Source organism: Candidatus Mycoplasma mahonii (genome assembly GCF_030550815.1).
Lineage (GTDB): Bacteria > Bacillota_I > Bacilli_A > Mycoplasmatales > Metamycoplasmataceae > Mycoplasma_O > Mycoplasma_O mahonii.
In genome coordinates this window covers 544,217-568,402 of the sequence record NZ_CP114583.1, presented here as the reverse complement: position 1 = coordinate 568,402, position 24,186 = coordinate 544,217, and the positions used below count along the sequence as shown (strand labels likewise).

24 protein-coding genes are annotated in these 24,186 nt (G+C 30.3%); 22 read left to right on the top strand and 2 right to left on the bottom strand.

What is annotated here, in order from left to right:
* The 12 genes from ruvX (at nucleotide 1) to O3I44_RS02765 (ending at nucleotide 11,179) form a co-directional block, all read left to right on the top strand.
* Complete coding sequence (gene ruvX / locus O3I44_RS02820; protein ID WP_303716985.1) at nucleotides 1–414, top strand: Holliday junction resolvase RuvX; 414 nt, start codon at nucleotides 1–3, stop codon at nucleotides 412–414.
* Nucleotides 415–436: 22 nt separating this feature from the next.
* Complete coding sequence (locus tag O3I44_RS02815) at nucleotides 437–670, top strand: DUF1292 domain-containing protein (RefSeq protein ID WP_303716983.1); 234 nt, start codon at nucleotides 437–439, stop codon at nucleotides 668–670.
* Nucleotides 671–1,237, top strand: a complete 567-nt coding sequence (locus O3I44_RS02810) for a BC85_0335 family putative methyltransferase (protein WP_303716981.1) — start codon at nucleotides 671–673, stop codon at nucleotides 1,235–1,237.
* Between the two features lie 32 nt (nucleotides 1,238–1,269).
* Nucleotides 1,270–1,746, top strand: a complete 477-nt coding sequence (gene greA / locus O3I44_RS02805; protein WP_303716980.1) for a transcription elongation factor GreA — start codon at nucleotides 1,270–1,272, stop codon at nucleotides 1,744–1,746.
* 29 nt (nucleotides 1,747–1,775) lie between these two features.
* Nucleotides 1,776–2,327, top strand: coding sequence for a hypoxanthine phosphoribosyltransferase (hpt, locus tag O3I44_RS02800; protein ID WP_303716978.1), 552 nt, complete (start codon nucleotides 1,776–1,778; stop codon nucleotides 2,325–2,327).
* Between the two features lie 36 nt (nucleotides 2,328–2,363).
* Nucleotides 2,364–3,161: an energy-coupling factor transporter ATPase gene (locus tag O3I44_RS02795; RefSeq protein ID WP_303716976.1), complete on the top strand. Its 798-nt coding sequence runs from the start codon at nucleotides 2,364–2,366 to the stop codon at nucleotides 3,159–3,161.
* Nucleotides 3,152–3,988, top strand: coding sequence for an energy-coupling factor transporter ATPase (locus O3I44_RS02790; protein WP_303716974.1), 837 nt, complete (start codon nucleotides 3,152–3,154; stop codon nucleotides 3,986–3,988). Before O3I44_RS02795 ends, O3I44_RS02790 begins: the two co-directional genes overlap by 10 nt.
* Before the next feature lies 1 nt (nucleotide 3,989).
* Complete coding sequence (locus O3I44_RS02785; RefSeq protein WP_303716973.1) at nucleotides 3,990–4,847, top strand: energy-coupling factor transporter transmembrane component T family protein; 858 nt, start codon at nucleotides 3,990–3,992, stop codon at nucleotides 4,845–4,847.
* 21 nt (nucleotides 4,848–4,868) lie between these two features.
* Complete coding sequence (gene ylqF, locus O3I44_RS02780) at nucleotides 4,869–5,696, top strand: ribosome biogenesis GTPase YlqF (RefSeq protein WP_303716971.1); 828 nt, start codon at nucleotides 4,869–4,871, stop codon at nucleotides 5,694–5,696.
* A 20-nt stretch (nucleotides 5,697–5,716) separates the two neighbouring features.
* The gene (locus tag O3I44_RS02775) at nucleotides 5,717–7,549 is read left to right on the top strand and encodes a M3 family oligoendopeptidase (RefSeq protein ID WP_303716969.1); all 1,833 of its coding nucleotides are present in this window, start codon (nucleotides 5,717–5,719) and stop codon (nucleotides 7,547–7,549) included.
* Nucleotides 7,550–7,740: 191 nt separating this feature from the next.
* Nucleotides 7,741–9,459, top strand: a complete 1,719-nt coding sequence (gene thrS / locus O3I44_RS02770; RefSeq protein WP_303716968.1) for a threonine--tRNA ligase — start codon at nucleotides 7,741–7,743, stop codon at nucleotides 9,457–9,459.
* 220 nt (nucleotides 9,460–9,679) lie between these two features.
* Complete coding sequence (locus tag O3I44_RS02765) at nucleotides 9,680–11,179, top strand: APC family permease (protein ID WP_303716966.1); 1,500 nt, start codon at nucleotides 9,680–9,682, stop codon at nucleotides 11,177–11,179.
* Nucleotides 11,180–11,228: 49 nt separating this feature from the next.
* On the opposite strand, the gene O3I44_RS02760 is transcribed toward O3I44_RS02765, so the two are convergent.
* Both O3I44_RS02760 and O3I44_RS02755 read right to left on the bottom strand, forming a co-directional pair.
* On the bottom strand, nucleotides 11,229–11,750 hold the full coding sequence (locus O3I44_RS02760; protein WP_303716964.1) for a tRNA (cytidine(34)-2'-O)-methyltransferase: 522 nt from the start codon (nucleotides 11,748–11,750) through the stop codon (nucleotides 11,229–11,231).
* Nucleotides 11,743–12,429: a ribonuclease HIII gene (locus O3I44_RS02755; RefSeq protein WP_303716963.1), complete on the bottom strand. Its 687-nt coding sequence runs from the start codon at nucleotides 12,427–12,429 to the stop codon at nucleotides 11,743–11,745. The genes O3I44_RS02760 and O3I44_RS02755 overlap by 8 nt, the downstream gene beginning before the upstream one ends.
* A gap of 457 nt (nucleotides 12,430–12,886) precedes the next feature.
* Here O3I44_RS02755 and rpmJ point away from each other — a divergent pair, with 457 nt between their 5' ends.
* The 10 genes from rpmJ to O3I44_RS02705 all read left to right on the top strand — a co-directional run bounded on the left by rpmJ (nucleotide 12,887) and on the right by O3I44_RS02705 (nucleotide 24,101).
* Nucleotides 12,887–13,000 carry a 50S ribosomal protein L36 gene (rpmJ, locus tag O3I44_RS02750; RefSeq protein ID WP_303716961.1) on the top strand — a complete coding sequence of 38 codons (114 nt, stop codon included), beginning with the start codon at nucleotides 12,887–12,889 and terminating at the stop codon, nucleotides 12,998–13,000.
* 2 nt (nucleotides 13,001–13,002) lie between these two features.
* Complete coding sequence (gene rpsM, locus O3I44_RS02745) at nucleotides 13,003–13,371, top strand: 30S ribosomal protein S13 (RefSeq protein WP_303716959.1); 369 nt, start codon at nucleotides 13,003–13,005, stop codon at nucleotides 13,369–13,371.
* On the top strand, nucleotides 13,371–13,781 hold the full coding sequence (gene rpsK, locus O3I44_RS02740; protein ID WP_303716957.1) for a 30S ribosomal protein S11: 411 nt from the start codon (nucleotides 13,371–13,373) through the stop codon (nucleotides 13,779–13,781). Before rpsM ends, rpsK begins: the two co-directional genes overlap by 1 nt.
* A 5-nt stretch (nucleotides 13,782–13,786) precedes the next feature.
* Complete coding sequence (locus O3I44_RS02735) at nucleotides 13,787–14,779, top strand: DNA-directed RNA polymerase subunit alpha (protein ID WP_303716956.1); 993 nt, start codon at nucleotides 13,787–13,789, stop codon at nucleotides 14,777–14,779.
* Nucleotides 14,779–15,141: a 50S ribosomal protein L17 gene (gene rplQ, locus O3I44_RS02730; RefSeq protein ID WP_303716954.1), complete on the top strand. Its 363-nt coding sequence runs from the start codon at nucleotides 14,779–14,781 to the stop codon at nucleotides 15,139–15,141. The genes O3I44_RS02735 and rplQ overlap by 1 nt, the downstream gene beginning before the upstream one ends.
* A 535-nt stretch (nucleotides 15,142–15,676) precedes the next feature.
* Nucleotides 15,677–15,967: a nucleoside triphosphate pyrophosphohydrolase family protein gene (locus tag O3I44_RS02725; protein WP_303716953.1), complete on the top strand. Its 291-nt coding sequence runs from the start codon at nucleotides 15,677–15,679 to the stop codon at nucleotides 15,965–15,967.
* A 479-nt stretch (nucleotides 15,968–16,446) separates the two neighbouring features.
* Complete coding sequence (locus O3I44_RS02720) at nucleotides 16,447–17,151, top strand: hypothetical protein (RefSeq protein WP_303716951.1); 705 nt, start codon at nucleotides 16,447–16,449, stop codon at nucleotides 17,149–17,151.
* Between the two features lie 1,041 nt (nucleotides 17,152–18,192).
* A complete protein-coding gene (locus O3I44_RS02715) occupies nucleotides 18,193–22,065 on the top strand; it encodes a beta strand repeat-containing protein (protein ID WP_303716949.1) in 3,873 nt (1,290 codons plus the stop codon).
* 530 nt (nucleotides 22,066–22,595) lie between these two features.
* Nucleotides 22,596–23,696, top strand: coding sequence for a DMT family transporter (locus O3I44_RS02710; protein ID WP_303716948.1), 1,101 nt, complete (start codon nucleotides 22,596–22,598; stop codon nucleotides 23,694–23,696).
* A 255-nt stretch (nucleotides 23,697–23,951) separates the two neighbouring features.
* Nucleotides 23,952–24,101 (top strand): hypothetical protein, encoded by a 150-nt coding sequence (locus tag O3I44_RS02705; RefSeq protein WP_303716947.1) that lies wholly within the window; start codon nucleotides 23,952–23,954, stop codon nucleotides 24,099–24,101.
* Nucleotides 24,102–24,186: the final 85 nt, after the last annotated feature.

Sequence of the window (24,186 nt, the reverse complement as noted above, 5' to 3'; positions counted from 1 at the left end):
ATGCGCATATTAGGATTAGATATTGGTAAAAAGTCATGTGGAATCGCTATCAGTGATGAGTTAAATATTACCGCCCAAGGTAAAGAAAATTTTAGGTTTGATGAAAAAGATTGAGATAGTCTAATAAATAAAATTATAAAATATCTTGAAGAATATGAAATAAATACCATTGTTATTGGATATCCGACATACCCTTCAGGCGATAAATCCGAGACAACATTAATGGTTGAAGAAGTAGAAAGTTTGATTAAAAATACGATAAACATTAAAGTTATTAGAATTGATGAATATGGCACAACTAAACGAGCCCATGAAATTATGATCAAAGCAGGATTAACGCGAAAAAAAAGAAAGGCTTACAAAGATAAAATTGCTGCTCAATTAATTCTTGAAGACTATTTAGCAAGACTTTAATATTTTTGAATATAATAGATACATGGAAGATGAAGACAAATTAATTAATATTGAAACCAAAGATGGCAAAACACTACAAGGTGAAATACTTTTTACATTTGAAGCCAATGGCGACAATTTTATTCTTTATAGTGTTAAGGACAAGGTATTTTCAGCAAAAATTGATGATAATAAAAAACTTTCACTAATTGAAGAAGATGAATGACCATTAGTTGAAAAGATTTTCAACGAATACATGGAAGATACTGGAGAATAAATGAACAACACAGTTAGATGGATTCTAATTGCTTCTATTTTTGTAGCATTAATCATTATGTTTTGTGCTTGGTTATGAATGAAATGGAAGTTAAAGAAAATTAAGAGTAAATATATAGGCAACAATTATGATAATGTTATTGATGAGTCAATCAAAAATATTGAAGATAGAAAAGATCATGGCATGATGCTTTGGGACTTAAAGGAAAAAACAAAAAAGCCCTTATGCGATGACCAACTTGAATATATTATTAACACTATTTTACGGAATAGTTACAAAACAACAAATGTTCTTAACAATGATAAATATATAAAAACCAGTCTAATGAAACTTGCTAAACAAAAAGTTGACAAGAATAACCCAGATACTATTATCATTGACACTTCTGTTTATATTAATGAAATATTTGATGAGAATTATAAAAAATTAAAACAGGGCGGACTTATTTTTATTGTTAATGCTCATGGTAAAGAAATTAAAAAATTACTAGGATATACAAAATTAACTGGAATTAGAAGAGATTACGATAAAAAAATAGGCAAGGGAATAATTACTATTGCCAAATAATTTGATAAAATAAATAGATATTGGAGAAAAAAATGATTATAGAAAAAAACATATTAACAAAAGAAGGTCAAAGAGAACTAAAAGATGAACTTAAGTTTCTGATTGATATTGAAAGACCGAAAGTGATCGAAGCCATTAAAGATGCTAGAGCACTTGGCGATTTATCTGAAAATGCTGAGTTTGATGCAGCTAGACAAAAACAAGGTGAAATCGAAAGCAGAATCAAAAATATAGATGCAATCATTCAAAACTCTGAGATTGTTAAGAAAAATGCTTTATCTGCCTATAAAGTTTCAGTTGGCTCTTCTGTTACAATTGAAATTGTTTCGACTAAAGTCAAAGAAGCATACATAATTGTTGGTACACTAGAGACTAATCCCTTTGAAGGCAAAATATCAAATAAATCTCCACTGGCCAAAGCCATCTTAGGAATGGAAAAAGGTGATGTGGCAACCGTATTATCATCAAAGAAATACAAAGTGAAAATACTTTCAATTAAAAACTCATAAATTATTAGTTTTTAATTTATAATTTGCATATGACTAATGATAAATATGCAAAAGAAATTTTGATTACCAGAAGCCAAATTGAAGACAAATGTGTCGAACTTGCTAAATGGGTAGATCATAAGTATAAAGGTTCAAGAGAACTAATTTTAATAGGGTTGTTAAAAGGATGCATTCCCTTTATGGCGGAACTTATGAAAAGTATTAAAGTTGAACATAAATTAGATTTTATGACTGTTTCCTCGTTTGCTGGAAAAATGGAAAGTAACAAGCAGGTCAAAATTATTATGGATTTAAAATCAAATATTGCTAATAAAGATGTTTTGATTGTGGAAGATATTGTTGATTCTGGAAGGACATTGAAAAAAACAATTGATATTTTGAAGAAACGTGATCCAAAATCATTAACAGTTCTCACTCTTCTTTATAAGCCAGAAGGTCAAATCGTTAAATTTAAAGTTGATAAATACGGCTTTAAAGTTCCCAATAAATTCGTATATGGGTTTGGTTTAGATGTTAAAGAAAAACTTAGAAATGCCCCATATATTGCCGTGTTTGATAAAAAATATTTTGACAAACTATAAATGTTGAGTTTTTCATTTTGTATATATAATTTACATATGATTAAAATAAAGAATCTTAAATTTAAATATTCTGATTTTGAAAAAAACGCCATAGATGGCGTTTCGTTAGAAATTCCAGATAAAAAATACATAGCAATTCTTGGCCATAACGGATCAGGGAAATCAACACTTTCTAAATTAATTGTTGGGCTTTATAAACCCACAGAAGGTTACATAGAAATTAACGGAATTAAAATTAATAAAAATAATTTGAGAAAAATCAGAGCTCATATAGGCATCGTTTTTCAGAATCCAGATAATCAATTTATTGGTTCAACTGTGGAAGACGATATTGCCTTTGGTCTTGAAAATAAAAATATTACCAGATCAGCTATGAAGGAAAAAATTATGCACTTTTCTAAACTAGTTGGCATGGTAACCCATCTTGAGCATGAGCCTCAGTCATTATCTGGTGGTCAGAAACAAAGGGTTGCCATTGCATCAACACTGGTTTTTGATCCAGATATCATTATTTTTGATGAAGTTACATCCATGTTAGATCCTAAAGGCAAAAAAGAAATAATTTCTTTAATCAAAAAAATTCAAGGAGAAAAAAATAAAACTATTATTTCTATCACTCATGATATGGATGAGGCTGTATTAGCTGACGAAATTTTCGTTTTTTCCCAAGGAAAACTTGTTGCTTCAGGACCGCCCCAAGATATTTTATCTAATAAGAGAATAACAAAATTAGCTAAAATTGATGCACCATTTATATATAAAGTTTCTTCAAAGATCGATCGTGTAAAAACAACATATAACCGTGAAGAATTGGTGCGTGAATTATGCAAATAATAACAAATAAGTTAAGTCACACTTTTGATAAGGGTGGTTATTCAGAATTCCAAGCGTTATTTGATGTTAATTGTATCATAAACAAAGGGGAATTTGTTTCTATTATTGGACAAACAGGGTCTGGTAAGACAACTTTTATTGAACATTTGAATGCTTTATTAATTCCTACCACTGGAGAGGTAATTATTGATGGAAGAAAAATTATTAACACAAAAAGAAAACTAAAAGGCATTAAAGAACAAAGAAAAAAAGTGGGAATTGTATTTCAATTTGCAGAATATCAGTTATTTGAAGAAACAATCGAAAAGGATATTATTTTTGGTCCTATTTCATTGGGAATGGATAAAGATAAGGCAAAAAAATTAGCAAAAAAATATATTAAAATAGTTGGTCTTGATGAATCCTATTTAAGCGTTTCACCTTTTTCATTATCTGGTGGGCAAAAACGAAGGGTGGCTTTAGCTGGAATTCTTTCAATGGAACCTGATATCCTAATTTTGGATGAGCCAACTGCAGGACTTGATCCAGAAGGTGAAATAGCTATGTATAAAATCTTCCAAAGAATTCACAAAGAAGGCAAAGCAATTGTGGTAGTTACCCATAATCTTGATCACGCTCTTAGTTATTCAAATAGAACAATTGTGTTCAAAGAAGGACGTATCGTGAAGGATGGTAAAACAATCGATATTTTATATAACAAGGATTTACTGAAAAAAAATGAGTTAGAAACTCCTAAATTAGTCTCATTAGTCCACGAACTTGAGAGCAAAGGACTAGTTATTGGTAAAGTGAATAATATTGATAAACTCGTTAAGAGGTTAGGGTAACATGAAAAATATCTCAGTCGGGAAATACGTTCCAGGCAATTCATTTATTCATAAAATGGATCCAAGAATAAAAATAATGGCTAATATTATAATTATTGTACTTGTATTTTTGGCAAAGTCTTTTATTTCACAGGCCATTATTATTTCTCCCATTTTTTTTGCTTTTCTTATTTCCGGATTGAGAAAAAGACAATTATTTTCCATTTTAAAACCAGCATTCTTCATCGGCACTTTTTTATTTATTATTAATATTTTTATTATGAGTCCACTTAAACCTGGTCTTCACCCTGAATTGCCTACTACATTTGAAATCACATGATGAATTATTGCTATTAATTATCCTGTCGTGTATCAGACTCTTATCATCACTCTAAGAATCTACATTATGATATTAACAACAACATTATTAACATCTACAACCAAACCAATGGGGATGACAAAAGGGATTGAAGATTTATTATTACCACTTAAATTAGTTAAGGTACCTGTGCATATCATCGCAATGATCATCTCCATCGCGTTAAGGTTTATTCCCACACTTTTAGAAGAGGCCCAAAGAATCATGAAAGCGCAATCGTCAAGGGGTGTTGACTTTAAAAATGGTGGATTAAAATCCAAGTCTAAATCCATGACTACACTAATTATTCCTTTATTTGTTTCAGCATTTTCTAAAGCTGAAGACCTTGGAAACGCCATGGAAACAAGAGGTTATGATCCTTACAAAAAGAGAACTAGATATAGACAATATAAATTAACATGAAGAGATGCAATTGGCAGTTTCTTTTTGATTGGTTTAATTATATATGTTGCATTTTTGAATAATAATGTTTTTGTAGTTCCTTATTGATGAACTTATTAATTACTTTATAATGTAGTAATTATGATTCAATGATTCCCGGGACATATGGCAAAAGCCATTAATCAAATAAAAGAAAAAGCACCATTAGTTGATCTTTTTATTGTTGTGCTAGATGCAAGAGCACCTTTATCTACTTATAATGAAGAGTTTGATAAAATATCTCCCAATAAGCCCAGGTTATTTGTAATTACCAAAACAGATTTAGCTGATTTAGATAAATTACCATCAATTCTAAAAACTTTTAATCATGCAAAAGATGGAGTTGTAACTGTTTCATTGAAGAAAAAAACAGCCCAAAAGAAAATTTTAAAAGAAGCTGAAAGACTCTTAGCACCAAAAAGAGCAAAAGATATAAAAAAAGGCTTATTAAAACCTCGATTAAGGGCCGTGGTGGTTGGGGTTCCTAATTCAGGGAAATCAACGCTTATTAATTTGCTTGCCAATAAGTCCAAAACTAAAGTTGGGAATATGCCAGGAGTTACAAAAGGCCAGCAATGAGTTAATACTGGCACCATCCATTTGCTTGATACCCCTGGTATATTATGACCAAAATTTGAAGATGATTTAATTGGAGTGAAACTTTCGGTCATTGGTTCAATTAAAATAAGTATTATTCCCCAGCGCGAATTATTTAATGAGGCATACAAATTATTAACTAAGTATTATCCAAAGAAAATAATTTCATTAGGCTTAGAACCGACAACGAATGAAAATGAAATATACAGTAATTTGCTTCAATTATGCAGAAATAAAAAGTATTTAAAGCAGAAAGGTGAACTAGATATTGATAAAGGATTTAACTTCTTTGTTAATTATTTAAGAGATTTAAAGGGCGTAACGTACGATTAGAATTATGAAAAGGAATCCATATGGCCAAAGAATATAAAACACACAAAGACGTAGAAAAGAAATACAAATGAAATCTAGATGAATTATTAGGTGGTAAAACACCAAATAAAGCAATCGAGGATGTTCTAAATGAATTAAAAAAAGAAATCAAAATAAAAGACAACAAATACGATTCAGCAGAATCATATTTAAAATATCTTAAACAAGAGGATGCCCTAGCAAAGAAAGTCAATGTTTTATTTAATTATCTTTCTAACTCTATTTCTATCAATGTTATTGATCCAAATGCAAATAAATACATGGATAAAATGCAATATGGATTATATCAAATTAAGCAAGAATTAGGATCTGAAGACATTAGATTTTTTAAAAATTCAACAAAACTTGTAAAATGAGCTAAATTACCAAAATTTAAACCATACAAGTTTCATATTGAAAATAAATTAGAAGAAAAAAAATACCAACTATCAAAAGAAATTCAAGCCTTTAGAATTAAACAATCTAGAGCTGATATTTCGGCTCTTGAACCATTTAGCATTTTGACTAATTCGGAAATAGAATTTGGTTATGCCACAACAACATCTGGTAAGAAAATCAAGATTACAAATGCTAATAGAGTCGAATTATCAAAACACAAAGATGCTAAAGTGAGAAAAACCTCTCAAATTTCTTATTTTAATGCATTTTTAAAACATAAATCTTCTCTTTCTAATCTTCTTTATCAACATAAAAAAGAAGAGTCAACAATGGGACTTATTGAGGGTCACAAAAGTGCAATTGACGCATTATTATTTAGTGATAGATCATCAAGAAAACTTCTTGAAACACTATTTACTTCTGTGCAAAGTAATGTTCCATTAGTTCGTAAATTCAATAATGCCCACAAAAAGTTTTATAAAACAAAATTCGGTACTCCATTAACTAAATATGATAAAAATGTTGAAATGATTAATAATAACTTAAAAATTTCACCCGAGGATGCCATTAAAGATGTTTTAAATTCAGTTAAGCCATTTGGTAAAGAGTATGAAGACAAAGTTAAAGAAGCACTTAAAAGTAATTGAGTGGATTTTATGCCAGTTAAAAACAAGCAATCAGGTGCATATTCTATAGGTGGTGCTTATGGAATGGACAAAATATTAATTCTAATGAACTTTGATGGGACAATTAGATCAGCAGAAACATTGGCTCATGAAATGGGTCATTCAATGCATAGTTACTATTCATGTGAATATAATAATGCTATGAATTCTGAATACAAAATATTTGTTGCAGAAATCGCTTCCATCTTTAATGAACTCATGTATTTTGATTATCTTGCTAAAAAGAGTGATGATGTTAAATTGAAATTCAAAATAGCTGAACAAAAAGTTAATGGCTTTATTGGAACTGTTTTTAGACAAGTTGAATGAGCTAATTATGAATTAGACCTTTATGATCAAATCGATAAAGGTGTTCCACTAGGATCATTTAAAGCAATATCTAAAGTGTATTTTGAAAATCATAAAAAATATACAATTAAAAAAAATCCTAAATACAAGGAAATAGATGCAGTTCCAGCTATCTATGTACCTCATTTCTATTATGGTTTTTATGTCTATAAATATGCCATTGGGCAATTAGTAGCGAGCATCTTCTTCAACAAATATAAAGAGGAAGGGACTGTTGTGCTTGAAAAATATATTAATAAATTCTTAAAAGCTGGAGGAACAAAAAATCCTTTGGATATTCTTAAAGATGCTGGTGTTGATTTACTAAATCCCAGTATTGCTGAACTGGGATTTAAAACTTTAGAAGATAATATTAATGAATATATTAATTTGGGTAAAAAAATTTTCAAAGCACGGAAATAATTTATAATAATTATGAAGCGAATAAGATTAATAAATAAAATACTTTTCAGAGAATCTAGGATGGTGCGAGCTAGATAAAGTGGATTTATTAATTACTATCACTTTATCAAACTAAATATAACAAAGAGAGTCTTTTTTCGAGGTGGTACGTTAGCCCTTGAAAAGACTTTTTATTGTTAAAGGAGCAATATATGAAAGTAAAATCAAATCTAAACCACTCAGCTGGGCATTTACTAGCTGCAGCTGTTTTGAAGTTATATCCAGGAACACATGTAGGATTTGGCCCTGCAATAGACGAAGGATTTTATTATGATTTTGTATTTAAAAATCCCATTAACGACCAAGACCTTAAAAAAATTGAAAAACAAATGTCAAAAATAGTGGCTGGCGGTTATAAAATAGAGCAAGTTGATTCTATGGATATTTTAGATCAACCTTTTAAACAAGAATTAGTTAAAGATCTTGGAGAAAAAAATATCCCAGTGACTTACTATGCTTTAAATAATCCCTCAAATGGGCAAAGTATTTTTACTGATGTCTGTAAAGGTGGTCATGTGGCATCAGTTAGTCAAATTAAACACTTTAAATTACTTAATTTAGCTGGTGCATATTGAAAAGGTGATTCAAAGAATGCACAACTGACTAGAATTTATGGAACAGCATGAGAAACAAAGGAAGAATTAAGGGCTTACCTACAAATATTACAAGAAAGAAAAGAACGTGACCATCGTAAGATTGGTAAGGAAATGAATATCTTTACCTTCAATCATCTTGCTGGTCAAGGCTTTCCCATTTGGCTAGAAGATGGAATGATTATTAAAAATAATATCCAATCATATATCAGGAAACTTGAGGGTAGCTATGGTTTTAGAGAAGTATCAACACCGGCTTTTGGATCTAAAAAACTCTATGAAATATCAGGCCATTGAGCACACTATCAAGATGATATGTTTCCCGTTATTGAATTGGAAAATGAAGAATTAGTTATGCGACCAATGACTTGTCCTCATCATGTTTTAATCTATGGTTCCAAAAGAAGATCATATCGAGATTTGCCCATCAGAATGTCTGAGCAAGCTCAATTATATCGTTATGAAAAATCAGGCGCTCTAACAGGGCTAGAAAGAGTTAGATCAATGGTCCTAACAGAAGGTCATGTTTTTGCTAGGACAGATCAAATTATTGATGAATTTAAAAATTCATACAAGTTGATTATGGAAGCATTAGATAAATTTAATATCGAAGTCGACTATATATCACTTTCTTTAAGGGATCCTGAAGATAAAGAAAAATATTTGGATGATGATGATATGTGAAACAAAGCTGAATCAGATTTAGTTAATGTTTTAAAAGAACTTAAGATTGTTTATATTGAAAAAATTGGAGAAGCTGCTTTCTATGGTCCTAAAATTGATATCCAAGTTAAATCAGCTTTAGGCCATGAGATAACTCTTTCAACATTACAACTGGATTTTTTATTACCAAAACGTTTTGATATATCTTATATAGATAAAGATGAAAATAAAGTTACTCCAGTACTTATACATAGAGGATTAATTGGTACATATGAAAGATTCATTGCAATTCTTTTGGAACAAACAAAAGGTGATTTACCATTTTGATTAGCTCCTAGACAAGCCACTATCATTCCTGTGTCTCATGAATTGCATCAGGAATATGCAGATAATATATATAAGAAATTAGTTGATGAAGGCATTAGAGTGCACATGGATGATAGAAATGAAAGGGTTAGTAAAAAAATTAGAGAGGCTCAAACATCAAAAACAAAATGGCAAATTGTAATTGGTGATGAAGAAGTTAAAAATAACACAATTAACATTAGAGCATATGGTTCAAATAAGCAGAAAGCTTTTTCGGTGGATGAGTTTATAAAAAAGGTAGCAAGTTAAGGATTAATGAGAAACTATTTTGGTTTGAAAATGATAAATTTTTAATAAGATTCAATAGCATATTTATAAATAGAAATATAAGTTTTATCAAATCTAAAATTCAAGTAAATTGCATGATGATGTTATTAATCAATAAACGTTGGATGTTAGTTAGCATCACAAAGACAGTATAATGCTTTTGTTTATTTTTTTTATTTATATAATATTATGAAAGGAAAAATTGAAAATAAAAACAGCAAAAAAGATGGGTTTCTTTACAGCGGTTGTGATGCTCATTGGTACAATAGTTGGATCCGGAATATTCTTTAAAAATACTGATGTATTTAAATTTAATGATTTTTCCTCAATCGGTATATTGCTTTCTTGAATAATTGCATCAATTATGACGGTGTCAATTGCATATTCTTTTTCCGAGATAAATAGGACTAAGAATTCTAAATTATCGGGATTTTTAAACTGGAGTCATAAATACACATCAAAACATTTTAATATAATTACTAAGTTTTCGTTTCCGACATTTATGTTCATGTTTAACACAATGATTGTTGGATACGTTTTTTCCTATTATGGAGTTAAGCTCTTTAGTCTCACCGGTACTTTTGATGCAAATAATGTACCAGTTATTACTCATGTATGTGTCTCTTTGGTTGTTGTTATAATTATAAAATCATTGCAATATTTTGCACCGATTCTAACAGGACCCACACAAGCTATAACAACAGTCATTAAATTTACACCACTTATTTTAATAATTATAGTAGGTATAGCCATGGCGACTACTCATAATAATGTTGATGTAACCACAATTGTTGGTAACAACTTATTTAATAGCCAAAATGCATTTAATTTTAGTGGCATGATTTTAGCTATTCCTGCTATCTTATTTGCATTTGATGCATTTTTAAATATTGGTCAAATTACAGAACACATGGAAGGCGAAGAGAAAAAGGCTCCTAAAGTTACAATGGTTGGTATTTCGATCGTTGTAGTTGTGTATATACTTGTGACGATTGCTCAAATTGTTCATGGCGCTGGTTCTGTTACTGAAGTGCTAGAGGATGTACTCCCAGCAGGAGCTATGAAGCCAATTAAGGCAATTGTTCTAACAACTATTGTTATTTCGGTATATGGTGGACTAAATGGTTATGTTTATGCATCATCAGTAGTGTTTGAACAAACAATAAGAGTTAATAGTATGATTGGTTCAAGATGATTGATGAAAAAAAATAATAACAATGAGAAAAAAGCATCGTCATTATTGTTTTTATTTTGAGTTGCAGCATTTTCATTCATCGGTATAGTTTCATCAGTGATAACAATAAATGATACAGGTTATAGTTTTATGGCTAGCTGGTCTAATTCGACTCCATTGTATTCATTTATTACATATATATTTATATTAGTTTTCTATTGAAAAAGAAGAAACGAAACAGTTCATAATAAAATGAAGGGATGAGTTTGAAAAACAAGTGCAAGTATTGGCATTGCTTTTGGAATCATTTTTTTAGGATACCAAATATTCTATGTCGTTTCTATTGAGACATTCTTCGGGTGAGATTGAGAGAAAATTAGAACGAATGCCATTCCGTTTTACTTATCTTTAGTATGAATTTTTGGGCTTTCATATCTCAATCAATATTTACTAAACAAGGAGCATAAAAAATATCCTAAGTCAAAAATTGATATTAACTTAATTAACACAAACAAGCAATTTAATTAATTGTTCAACACATTATTCAAACTATTATTTTGGAATGAATATTCAAAGATTAGTTCTTATTTTTTTGTATTCAATCTTTTCCCTTAAGAATCTCAAATTGTGATAATCCAACATAATTTTTTTGTCTTAAAACTTCATAGACTGTCATCATAACTGTATTTGCTAAGTTTAAAGATCTAGATTCTGCTACCATAGGAACACGAAGGCATTTATTTAAATGCATATTTAGTAAATGAAATGGCAGACCAGTAGATTCTCTGCCATACATCAAGAAAATATCTTCTTTTATCTTGGCAAAATCAGGAGTGGAATGATATTGGGCTCCATATCTAGTTATATAATAAGTATTTTTATCACCGTATTTTTTTTGGTAATCTGCAAACGATGCATGGATTTCATGCTCAATATCTGTTAAATGTTTTCCGGCTGCTGGACGTTTTAGTCATTTGGGGTGAATCTCAAAAGAAGTTGGTTTAATGATATGCAATTTAGTACTTGTTGCAAAGCATGTCCTAATAATATTTCCAGTGTTTGGTGGAATCTCTGGCTGATATAAAACAATATTAATCATTTGTTTCACCCAAAACTTTCAGTGTTGTTTTAAAGGATATTTTAGCTACTTCACTTAAAGATTTTTCCCCATTATTTTTTACGAAGTCTCTTGCAAATGATTCAACAATCTTATTTGTTCCTAATGGAAAAATAGTTTTTCATTTTTTGTTTTGTTGATCCATTAAGCCAAGCAAAAATTCTCTTGCTAAAATGGAACCAGCGGCCACGGCAACATGTTCCATTTCACCTTTTTCGACAAGCACTAATTTTGCTTTGAAAGGTTTTAAGTTAAAAGATGATGTACCTAATCTTTGATAGTACTTTTGGGTTGATCTATTATTAGCAAATTGATCAATGATGATTAAGTCAACATCCGTGATTGCTTCTTCCAGGCTATTAATTGCACCCATATGTAAGAACATTTTTAATTCATTTGCATTAAAAGAAGTGTTGAGTTTGTTATAACCGATTTGAGTCAAATGTTTAACGCGATATTTAACAAATGGTTTAATTTTAATAGCTAGTTCCTTAATCTTCTTGTCACTTATTTTTTTAGAATCAGTTACACCCATGGCCTCTAATTTAGTGACGTTTTTAAATGGAACAAATACTGCACATGTCACAAGCGGAGATAAATAATCTCCTACACCAGTTTCATCAGAACCAATGACATTAAGATTTTTGTATTTTGTTTTCATAAAACTATTATATCTAATTTTAATATATGCTTTATGTATTTTAAGATTCATTTGTTAATAATACTTAATACATTTAATTAAAACCATATATTCCAAAGGTGGTTCTTAATGACGTAATATGCTAATTATAAAGTTTATTAATATTTTAAAGAATAGTATTATATTGATTTAATTATTAGTAATTGGATATTTTTTATTATTTGGACTCATTCTGATCTTCAAAGCTTTTTCTTTTTACTTATATATGTCATGAAACAATTAAATTTTATGAAAATATTTCATGTTCTAAAATAGCGGTTACTTAATTGTTGAAGTAAACTAATAAGCCACTTATTTTTTGGTTTTTATGTTAAAATAAAAAAGCAATTTAAAGTTGCATTATAAAGAGAGTAATTAAAATCAGTGTGAACTTTATCATATTCATCTTAATTAATTCCTCGAAAGGATAATAAATACTATGAAAGTAAGAGCATCAGTAAAGACAATTTGCAAAAACTGTCAAATTATCAATAGACGTAATTGTGTGAGAGTGATTTGTAAAAATCCTAAGCACAAGCAAAGGCAAGGTTAATCATGGCTAGAATTTTAAATGTTGAAATTCCAAACAACAAGAGAATCGTGATTTCGCTTACTTATATACATGGTATTGGTAGAACATTATCATCACAACTTCTAACAAAAGCTGAAGTAGATGAAAGTATTAGAACAAAAGATCTAACTGAAGAACAATTATCTTCAATTAGAACTGCAGCAGCAGATTTAATTACCGAAGGGGACTTACGTAGAGAAGTTGCCTTAAACATCAAACGTTTAATGGAAATTAATTCTTATAGAGGCACAAGACACAAAAGGGGTTTACCTGTTCGTGGTCAAGTGACTCAAAAGAATGCTAGAACCAGAAAAGGTCCTAGAAAAACAGTTGCCGGGAAGAAGGAATCATAATGGCAAAACCTAGATCAAAAACAGCTAAAAAAATTAAAAAGAAAAATATAGCTATTGGGATTGCCCATATTCACTCTACACACAACAACACGATTGTGACATTTTCAGACCAAAAAGGTGACGCAATTGCTTGATCATCTGCAGGAGCCATTGGATATAAAGGTTCAAAAAAATCAACTCCTTATGCAGCTGGACTTGCAGCCGGAGCAGCTTCTGAAGCTGCTATTGCTCATGGCATGAAGGAAGTAAAGGTGGAGCTTAAAGGCATGGGACCTGGTAAAGATGCTGCTAGAAAACAAATTGAAGTTTCCGGGATTAAAATTACAGAAGTTAAGGAAGTAACACCTATTCCACATAACGGAACAAGACCACCAGTGAAAGTCCTAAGAAGACTTGAGAAAAGGAAGTAGGAATAATGCAAAAATTTAACAAATTAAAATATAACGAAATTGAAACTAAGAAAATAAGTGAATTCGAATCATCATTTGTTCTTAAACCACTTGAAAGAGGATTTGGTAATACACTTGGTAATGCATTAAGAAGAGTTGTTTTATCATCTATTTCTGGTGTTGCACCATTTGCAGTGAAAATCAAGGGTGCTGATCATGAATTTCAAACATTAGCTAGAGTAACTGAAGATGTTGTGGCCTTGATATTAAATATCAAAACACTAAAATTTGTTTATGACAGAGAAATTTTTCAAGATGATGAAGTTATTAAAGTATCTCTTAAATCTCCAAAAGGTGAAGTTACTGCTAAAAATATGACAATGCCAGCTGGTGTTGAACTAGTTGATCCAGATCACTATGTTGGAACAGCAACGGAAGTAGCAGGTTTAGAATTGGAATTATTCTTAACTGTTGGAAGAGGCTTTAGAACTTATGAAGAAAATAAAGAACTAATTAAAAAATATGTCAATAAAATTGAATCATCAATTACTTTGGGATCATTAATTGCTATTGATTCGGATTTTTCTCCAGTTGATAAAGTTTCATATGAATCCGTTGAACTTAATTCTTCATCGGCCATTATTGAGGAAAAATTAACCATTAATATTAAAACTGATGGATCAGTTGATGCTAAAGATGCGATTGCTCAAGGAGCTCAAATTTTATCCACTCATCTTGGCATTGTTGCTGATGTAGCTAACCTTGACAAAGAAGAAATATTTGAAGAGTTTATTTCTGGTGGTGTTAAAGATGATAAACGGCCAATGTCTATTACTGCTCTTGATTTATCAGTTAGATCATATAACTGTTTAAAAAGAGCTGAACTAGAAACTGTTGAAGATTTAGCTAAACTTACTAAGAGAGAAATTCAAGAAATTAAAAACTTAGGCGCAAAATCCGTTGATGAGATTATTGCTAAGTTAGCAGAAATTGATATATTATTAAAGGATAGCGAATAATGGCTAATCCAACACAACTATTTAAAAGAAATGCAACATGAAGAAAAGGTGTTAAAAGAACACTTGTGACCGATGTAATTATTCATGGTAAGATTACTACCACCGAAACAAGAGCAAAAGAAATAAGTAAGCATGTTGATAAATTAATTACAAAAGCTAAAAAAAATACATTAGCCTCTAGAAGAAAAGCTGAATCTATTTTAAGAAAAGTGGAAACAAAAGAAGGAATTCCGGCTGGAAAATACCTATTCGAAACATTGGGTCCTAAATATAAAGATAGAAATGGCGGTTATACTAGAATTATTAAAGCGCCAGCTCGTAGAGGCGATAACACTAAAATGGCTGTTCTAGAATTAGTGTAATTAATATTACTTCTTTGGGAGTTTTTTATATAATATATGAATAGATGATAACTTACTACAAGTATTTGAACCAAGAAAATAAGAGTACATTCCTGTTATTGGAGCCTTGGATCAAGCAAATTTCAAAGTCATTCTTAAATAGATCTTCATAAAGACAATCCAAATTCTGCTTCTTTACTCTATATACAACCTATCAATATAAAAATTAACATTAAGGAAGATTAAGTAACACGAAAATATTGCTTCTTGTATGTTTAGGGTGGATATAAAAAGTATTGTTTTGTAAAAATAATGTCTATGATACTTCCCTTTCAATGAGTCATTCTAACATTGACATAACATGCTCATATATGAGCAAGAGGAGTGAGAATGTGCAAATATATATGTTTTAAATCCAAATTTATTAGGACATTATAGCATTGATAAATTTACCAAAATATCAAGATATTTTGTATTACTTTTGTCTTATTTCATTAATCCTCTTTTGGTGTATAACCTTATTAAAAACATAACATTTTTTCTTTATAATATTTCTATGAAATATAACAATATCTTTAAAGATAAAATTCAGAAGATTCTATTAGTATCTGATGACCGCTCTCAAGTTTTACAAACCATTGAAGAATTAGCTGAGTTGATTCAAGCGTTGTTAAAAAATATTAATCGTGGCAAAGATAACATCAAAGATATTATTTCCGAAATGGCTGATGTGATTATTATGCTTGAACAATTACAACTAATATATAAAATCGATGATGAATCTTTAATTAAAGAGATGAAATTTAAAATCAATCGCTATTTAAAGAAAAAGAATGTAAACATTTAAACAAAAATGGTTTAAAAAATTATTAAACTCAATAATATCCAAATTAGTAGAATAGCTTAGGTCATAGAAGCGGAATATGTTTGTTCACTTCAGATGTTAAAATATGCCAATAGAATTATGCAATATTGTACGGTATTCCAGGTGCACTGCTAGTCATGAATGAACAATAAAGCCATGTTTGAATTATCTTTATTTTATAAATTTAGGAATGCTATAACCTGTTAGTTGAGTAAGTACAAATATATTTATCATGCAACAAAATAACTTTGCAGAATGGACACAAATGACTTAATTCATTTTTATCTATTGCTTGTTCACGGATAATAATAATAATGAAATAATAGCCTTGTTATTACTTGTTAAAAATATTGCTTTTTAAACTTTGTTAAGGATCATCTTTTATTTATAGATATTACAACTATTATTTAAAATGAAGAGGAATTCTTATTAACCATTTATAATTAATAAAAAGAGGATTAATGAAAAAGACACTAAACATCTTAAAAACGACCATTGCAATTGTTTTTGCTACACTTTTAATTATGGACCTAATTAGACCCATCACCCATTGACCAAAAGTTGAGCTATATTACACTCCTACTCAGGCAGTCTTCTATAAAACTATTTCTATTAGCAATTATTTGGGCAAATGAAGTGCCTTTGCCTACTTTACGGTACTTTCAAATATTATCGCCACTACTGGAATATTACTATCATGAGTTTTTAGATTCAAAATAAAATCGCGGGTTAGATTAATGATTTTAACCTACATGATCATTACATCATTAGTGTTTTGGACATCGCTAGCACCATTATTGCCATGAGGACAAAGTGCTTACTTTGATTTTGATTCAGTCAACCAACACCTTGTTGCCTTAATTGTAACAGCATGATGAGCCTTCAGCGATAAGGATGAAGAAACAGTTAAGTATAAATATGTATGAATATTTCTTTTCCCAGTTCTATATTTTATCTTTAATTTAATGTTTTATATTTTTACAACAGATCATATAGTTATTTACCCATTTTTAAAATTTGACAATTGATTTTCATATAATTTTTCATTATCCATCAGTATTACATGTACAATTTTATCAATTGTTGGTATTGCCATTTTATTTATTTTAATTTATTGATTATGTCTCAAATTATTTAAAATAATTCAATTAAAACAGGTTCTATAAACTTATCTTATAATAACTTTTATAATTTCTTATAGATCAGGATGTAAAACATAATATTTGCATAAATATTTATGTTATCCACAACAGTTTTATGATAAATAGCGTGTTTGCTTATGATTCATGAGATAAACGAAAAACATATTAGCGTTATGATTGGTTTATGTTATATATAAGCTCATTCTCAGACTTAAGTGTACTAGTTAGTTGCTTCTAGAATGCTATTTTAATTATATACAAGAAAATACGAAGCACAAGTTTCATTGGTTTTGATTTTCTTCAATCACACAAGATTATGATGTCTTGAATCCATTAACTTTACGATTATTTAATTTTTAAATATTTTGATCGATAATAGTTATTGAAAAATTCTTCCATTTGTTTAGCAGTTTTTTGAGTTCATTTATCCATAGATCAACCTTTTGGCCATACCATTCTAATGATACTATGCATTGTTTTTATGGATCCTTTTTGCCATATAACCTCACAAATAATTTTGTGGATAGCCCTTTATCCTGCATTTTATTAATCAATAAACTGTTGACTTGTTAACTTAACCATCAAGGAAAGTTTCTAAATACTTATAAATGTAGCCTGCCATAGATCTCTTGATGCATCTTTAAGAGTTTTATTGCCTACTAACTCAAACACTAACGGGTATCATATGTTTGCCTAATAAATTTACTTAACTTTTTATACTTTTCAGCACACCTATTAATATTCTTGCGCTTGCGCTTATTCTTCACTATATATTTTTTCCATGTGGGCACATCATATTTTCTTTTTGTTTTAGACTTTCAAGGATATTGTTTGCAATAGATTTGTCATTTGAAATAACAAGCATTTTTTAAACATAATTGAATTCGTTTTACTCTGATATTTAATTCTTTGGTAATTTTATAAATAAACCATTTATTTGAGGTGCTCTCATAATGATTTGCAAGTCTAATAATTTTTTTGTTAAAATTATGATATGTTATTTTTTAATATATATATATATATATATATGACCTTATAATTATTTTAATATACATAAGGAGAATAATGTCCAAGAGAATTAAAATAGCGGTTTGCGGTGGAATTGGAGCAATAGTAACAACCACTATAGCAGTTCCATTATTAATGATAAATAATGGTGACAGTATTTACATCACACCAGGAAAGAGATTAGTCGATGCTAAAATTATAGAGTCAAGAGAATATTATACTTTCAAAGAAACCTTTCAAGATTTAAAATTAGGACTTACTAATATCAATGTGACTGATATGAATGATGATGGGGATAATTTAGTATTGACAGCTACTGGAGTATTACCAAGAGCAACGGTTTCAACTCATGCAAGTTTTATTGTGCAAAGTGCAGCAGCAATTCAAGCCAATCCTAACACCATTATTAAAGCTATTTTTAATGTTGTTAAAACAACAGGTGAAGTAACTTTACTTAAATTATTAAAATCAGGGTCCAAAGAAAGTGAAGCAGTTATTAAAGCTGCAATTACTAAAAATAAAGAGCTTAATACAATTGTGATGGAACAACCAACTGCTAGGATGATAGATAGAATTACTAACCCAAATAAGTTAACTCTAGAAGACAAATCATCTAGAGTTACGGCTTTTGAAAGTTATTTTGACTCACTACCAGTAACTACTTTCAATGAGGGTGTTACAGCAGCTAATGATAAAGCTGTCTATGACCAAATAAAAACTGATGGTGTACATAGCATCAATGCTTCTTTAAACATCGATGAGATGAATTCCTTATTTAATGCAGCAGGAAGCGCAGGATCATTAAAAGATGTTGCCGATGCAGGATTAGTAATTTATAATAAGGCGATTGCTCTTGCTAACACCGCTCAAGAAACTGTTGCTAAAAAAGCTATTGATCAAGGATACCTTAATGCTGAACAATTAAGAGTTAATAGTCTAAGTTCAAATGGAGCTACTGCTAAAAGTGCTGATGCTGAGGACAATGGAGCTTTTGACAATAATGCCCAAAGCAAATATGGGATTACATTAGGTAGTGCCGCTGATGGTGCATTTACTTATACTTATGATGCTAGTGATAGAACGATTGCCATTACTGCAGTTTTAACTAATGGAGCAAGTGATTTAACCTTACCACCAACAACACATATTCCTTTAAGTCCTACACCAGCGGAAAATACAGCAACAGAATTACTGATAACAGCTAAAACTGCAAGTAGGGAGGCATTTACAACTTATTTTGATGATTTATCTATAACTATTTTAGCCGGTAATGCTATTCCTTTTGCTGCTAAAAATACTTATGAGAACATAAAAACTGATGGCTTAAGTAGTATTGACAATGCCTTATCTATTGATGACGTCAATGCCTTGTTTAGTACAACAAATACAGGATCATTAAAAACTGCCGCTGATGTTGGTTTAGAAACTTATAATGCTGCGATTGCAAAAGCTAATATTGATCATGATGCATCTTTACTGACAGCAGCTAGAACTGCAAGTAGTGAAGCGTTTATAACTTATTTTGATACTTTAGCTACAACTATTTTAGACGATGATGCCATTGAACCTTTGACTGCTAAAGCTGCTTATGAGAACATAAAAACTGATGGCTTAAGTAGTATTAATAGCGTCTTATCTATTGAGGAGGTCAATAACTTGTTTGATGGAACAACAAATACAGGATCATTAAAAACTAATGCTGATACTGGTTTAGAAATTTATAATGTTGCGATTGCAAATGCTAATCAGACTGCAACTTTACTGACAGAGGCTAAATCAATAGCAAAAGGATTTATTACCACCATTGTGGATGGTTATGCTACAGTGGATCCTGCGAATCATGATGCATCACTATTTGGAGCAATTGCTAATGCCAAAACAGCAGCTGATGATGCGATAAATGATGCAACAAATATAGCTGCAGTTAATGTCCTTGCTACTTCAACAACTAGTGGATCAGAAGTTGCCAAAGTTCTTGAAGCTATTAATGCATATGAAGCTTCAACAGGGACAATAGCTATTGCTTTAGAAAATGCTAAAATTGCAAGTAGTGATGCGTTTACAACTTATTTTGATGATTTAGATATAACTATTTTAGACGATGATGCCATTGAACCTTTGGGTGCAAAACTACTTATGAGAACAATAAAAACTAGTGGCTTAAGTAGTATCAACAGAGCCTTATCTATTGAGGATGTCAATAACTTGTTTAATGGAACAACAAATATAGGATCATTAAAAACTGCCGCTGATAATGGTTTAATAATTTATAATGCTGCGATTGCAAATGCTAATCAGACTGCAACTTTACTGACAGAGGCTAAATCAATAGCAAAAGGATTTATTACCACTATTGTGGATGGTTATGCTACAGTGGATCCTGCGAATCATGATGCATCACTATTTGGAGCAATTGCTAATGCCAAAACAGCAGCTGATGATGCGATAAATGATGCAACAGATATAGCTGCAGTTAATGTCCTTGCTACTTCAACAACTAGTGGATCAGAAGTTGCCAAAGTTCTTGAAGCTATTAATGCATATGAAACTTCAACAGGGACAATAGCTATTGCTTTAGAAAATGCTAAAATTGCAAGTAGTGATGCGTTTACAACTTATTTTAATGATTTAGATATAACTAATTTAGACGGTGATGCCATTGATCCTTTGACTGCTAAAACTACTTATGAGCAAATAAAAACTGATGGCTTAAGTAGTATTGACAGCGCCACATCTATCGATGACGTCAATGCCTTGTTTAGTAAAACAACAACAGGATCATTAAAAACTGCCGCTGATGTTGGTTTAGCAATGTATAATGATGCGATTGCAAAAGCTAATCATACTGCAAGTTTATTGACAATAGCTAAAACTAAAGCAAAAGGATTTATTACCACTATTGTGGATGGTTATGCTACAGTAGATGCTGAGAATCATAATGCATCACTATTTGGAGCAATTGCTAATGCCAAAACAGCAGCTAATGATGCGATAGATGCTGCAACAGATATAGATGCGGTTAATGCCCTTGCTACTTCAACAACTAGTGGATCAGAAGTTGCCAGAGTTCTTGAAGCTATTAATGCATATGAAACTTCAACAGGGACAATAGCTATTGCTTTAGAAAACGCTAAAACTGCAAGTAGTGATGCGTTTACAACTTATTTTAATGATTTAGATATAACTAATTTAGACGGTGATGCCATTGATCCTTTGACTGCTAAAACTACTTATGAGCAAATAAAAACTGATGGCTTAAGTAGTATTGACAGCGCCACATCTATCGATGACGTCAATGCCTTGTTTAGTAAAACAACAACAGGATCATTAAAAACTGCCGCTGATGTTGGTTTAGCAATGTATAATGATGCGATTGCAAATGCTAATCGTACTGCTGCAACTTTATTAGCATCAGCTAAATCAACAGCAAAAGAATTTATTGCAATTGCCGCTGCATCAACTTCAAAAGATGATAATGCTTATGATGCATCACTATTTGGAGAAATTGCTAGTGCTCAAACAGTAGCTAATAATGCGATAGATGATGCAACAAATATAGGTGCAGTTAATGCCCTTGCTTCTTCGCCAACTAGTGGATCAGAAGTTGCCAAAGTTCTTGAAGCTATTAGAGTATATAAAGCTTCAACATTAAAGGTTAACTTAGCTAAATTTGTGGATGTAGTTTCTTCAAAAGATATAAGAGAATGACAGACTGTAATTCAAACGTATTCATTTATTCCTGTTCCCGCTAATGAACTTGGTATTGAGTATCCAACATTAAGCCCTGGTGTAATAGCGAGACATACTATTAAATCATTTAGTAATAAACCAAAAGAACGTGCATATTCTGATGTTGTTATTGCTTTAACTAAAAAAGGAATGGAAACAGTTTGAAAACATATTACAATCTGACCAAGACAATTGACATAATAAGAGTAAATGCCATAAATATAATTTGTGGCCTTTTTCCTATCGTTTTTTATATTTACTTCCTAAATAAAACAAAAAGAATGTTAATCTAATTATCTTAAAATAATTCGAATAATTCTGCATTTAACGTTGGGTCATTCTCAGACTTAAGTGTACTAGTTAGTTGCTTCTAGAATGCTATTTTAATTATATACAAGAAAATACAAAGCACAAGTTTCATTGGTTTTGATTTTCTTTAATCACACAAGATTATGACGCCTTGAATTTATTAACTTTAGGATTGTCATAAAAATTTCCTTAACCCATAAGAACTTGCGTATCATCAAGCACCTTAATAAAAGTCACACGTTTCCTTCAAATAACCTCTCCTTCGATAATCTTTGTATTTAATTTGTTTATATTTCTCATTGTTCTCCCTTTATATTTTAGGGGTCAAAACTCTGCGTCATTGCGAGGTGTTAATTTTAGACATGTTGCACGTTTATATTCATATTATTATAAAAAACATAATATTTCTATATAATGTGTTTATGGTTTTAATTAGAAAATTAAACAAAATTGAGAAAAAAGGTGTTGGATATGGCTTTGGCTCACCAATTTTATATTCAATTGATAGTATTTTAGATATTTTATTATTTGCCCTTGTCTTTGGAGTTGGTTATAGATCAAATCTTAGTATATTTCAAATCATTACTTATTCTTTTGTCACATCATTTATAAAAGATTTTATGTTATTCCTTTTCATGAGCGTAAAAACCAAAGGTAAAATACTAAAAATATTCTTCAAGTTACATAAGGAAAAGAGACGTGCTTTTTGATGAACTATTTTGGGGTCATTATGTGGCGGACCATTAGGATTTACTTTAACCACTGCGACCATTTTATATTCAGGTGCAGCTTACGGATCAGCTTTAGCTAATTTTTCACCAATTATTGTTTTACTATTTGCCGTTGCATTTTTCAAAACAAAACTGAACCTAAAATCATGAATTGGTGTTGTCCTTGCTGTGGGAGGATTTCTAGGACTTTCATTTTATTCTTCATTTACAAATGATCAAAGTTTCGCTTTTAACATCAGAACTTTCATTGGGGTGATTCTGGCAATCTTGGCTGTTTTAACATGGAGTGTTGAAACTATCATTTCTGAATACACAGAGAAATTCGGGAAAGACAAAGCATTAACTGATGATGAAAAATTATGTATTAAATCTACAATCTCATCATCAACAACATTAATATTCTTTATTCCAGTTTCAATAGCAATTGCTTATTTATTAAAAGATGGTTCTGATGTAACAAGTTTATTAAGAACATTATTAAGTTCTTGACAAGCTTGAATTATCTTAATTGCTATTGGGTCAGCTATTGTGATTGGTCGTTTATCATATTGATATGCTATTTCCCATATAGGTGGAGGAAGAGCTGATATTCTTTACTATTTGACCGTTCTATTTACACCATTACTTGTTTTAACATTAAACGGCTTACATGTAACTGGTTTTGACCAACCTAATGGTGTGAAACAATGAGTATATTGAGTATTACTATTAACCCAAATTTTTGGAGTCTTCCTTGTAACATTTAATTCTCTAAACAATAAAGAACATATTTTTTCAAAAAAAGTTAAATAATTTTCTATTATTCTAAAGTATTACTTTACAAAATAATTACCCTTTTATAAAACAATTGCTAAAATTTATGTATTTTATTTATAATGAATATATATCAACGATGATAGAGACAAGATGAAACTATTAATTAGTATGCATTATCACTCTTGAGCCTATAAAAGCGTTAGTTCACGTTATGACTACAAGAAAGTTCCTAATAAGGGTGGTACGTTGGCCCCTTAGTAGGACTTTTTACAACAAAGGAAGATAATGGATATGCCAGATAACATAAGAGTCCCAATGGCCAAAACACATTATTGAAAGCATTTTATTAATTTTAAAACAGATTGTCAAGGTATGAAAGTTATTAGAAATAAAATTAGAGAATCCACAACCGCTGATGGTCTTAATGGTTTAATTAAATAAAAAAACAGGTTTCAAAAGAGAAGCTTGTGCCGCACCATTATTAACGGGTCTTGGACTTGTAGGTAGATTATAACAATAAAATAAG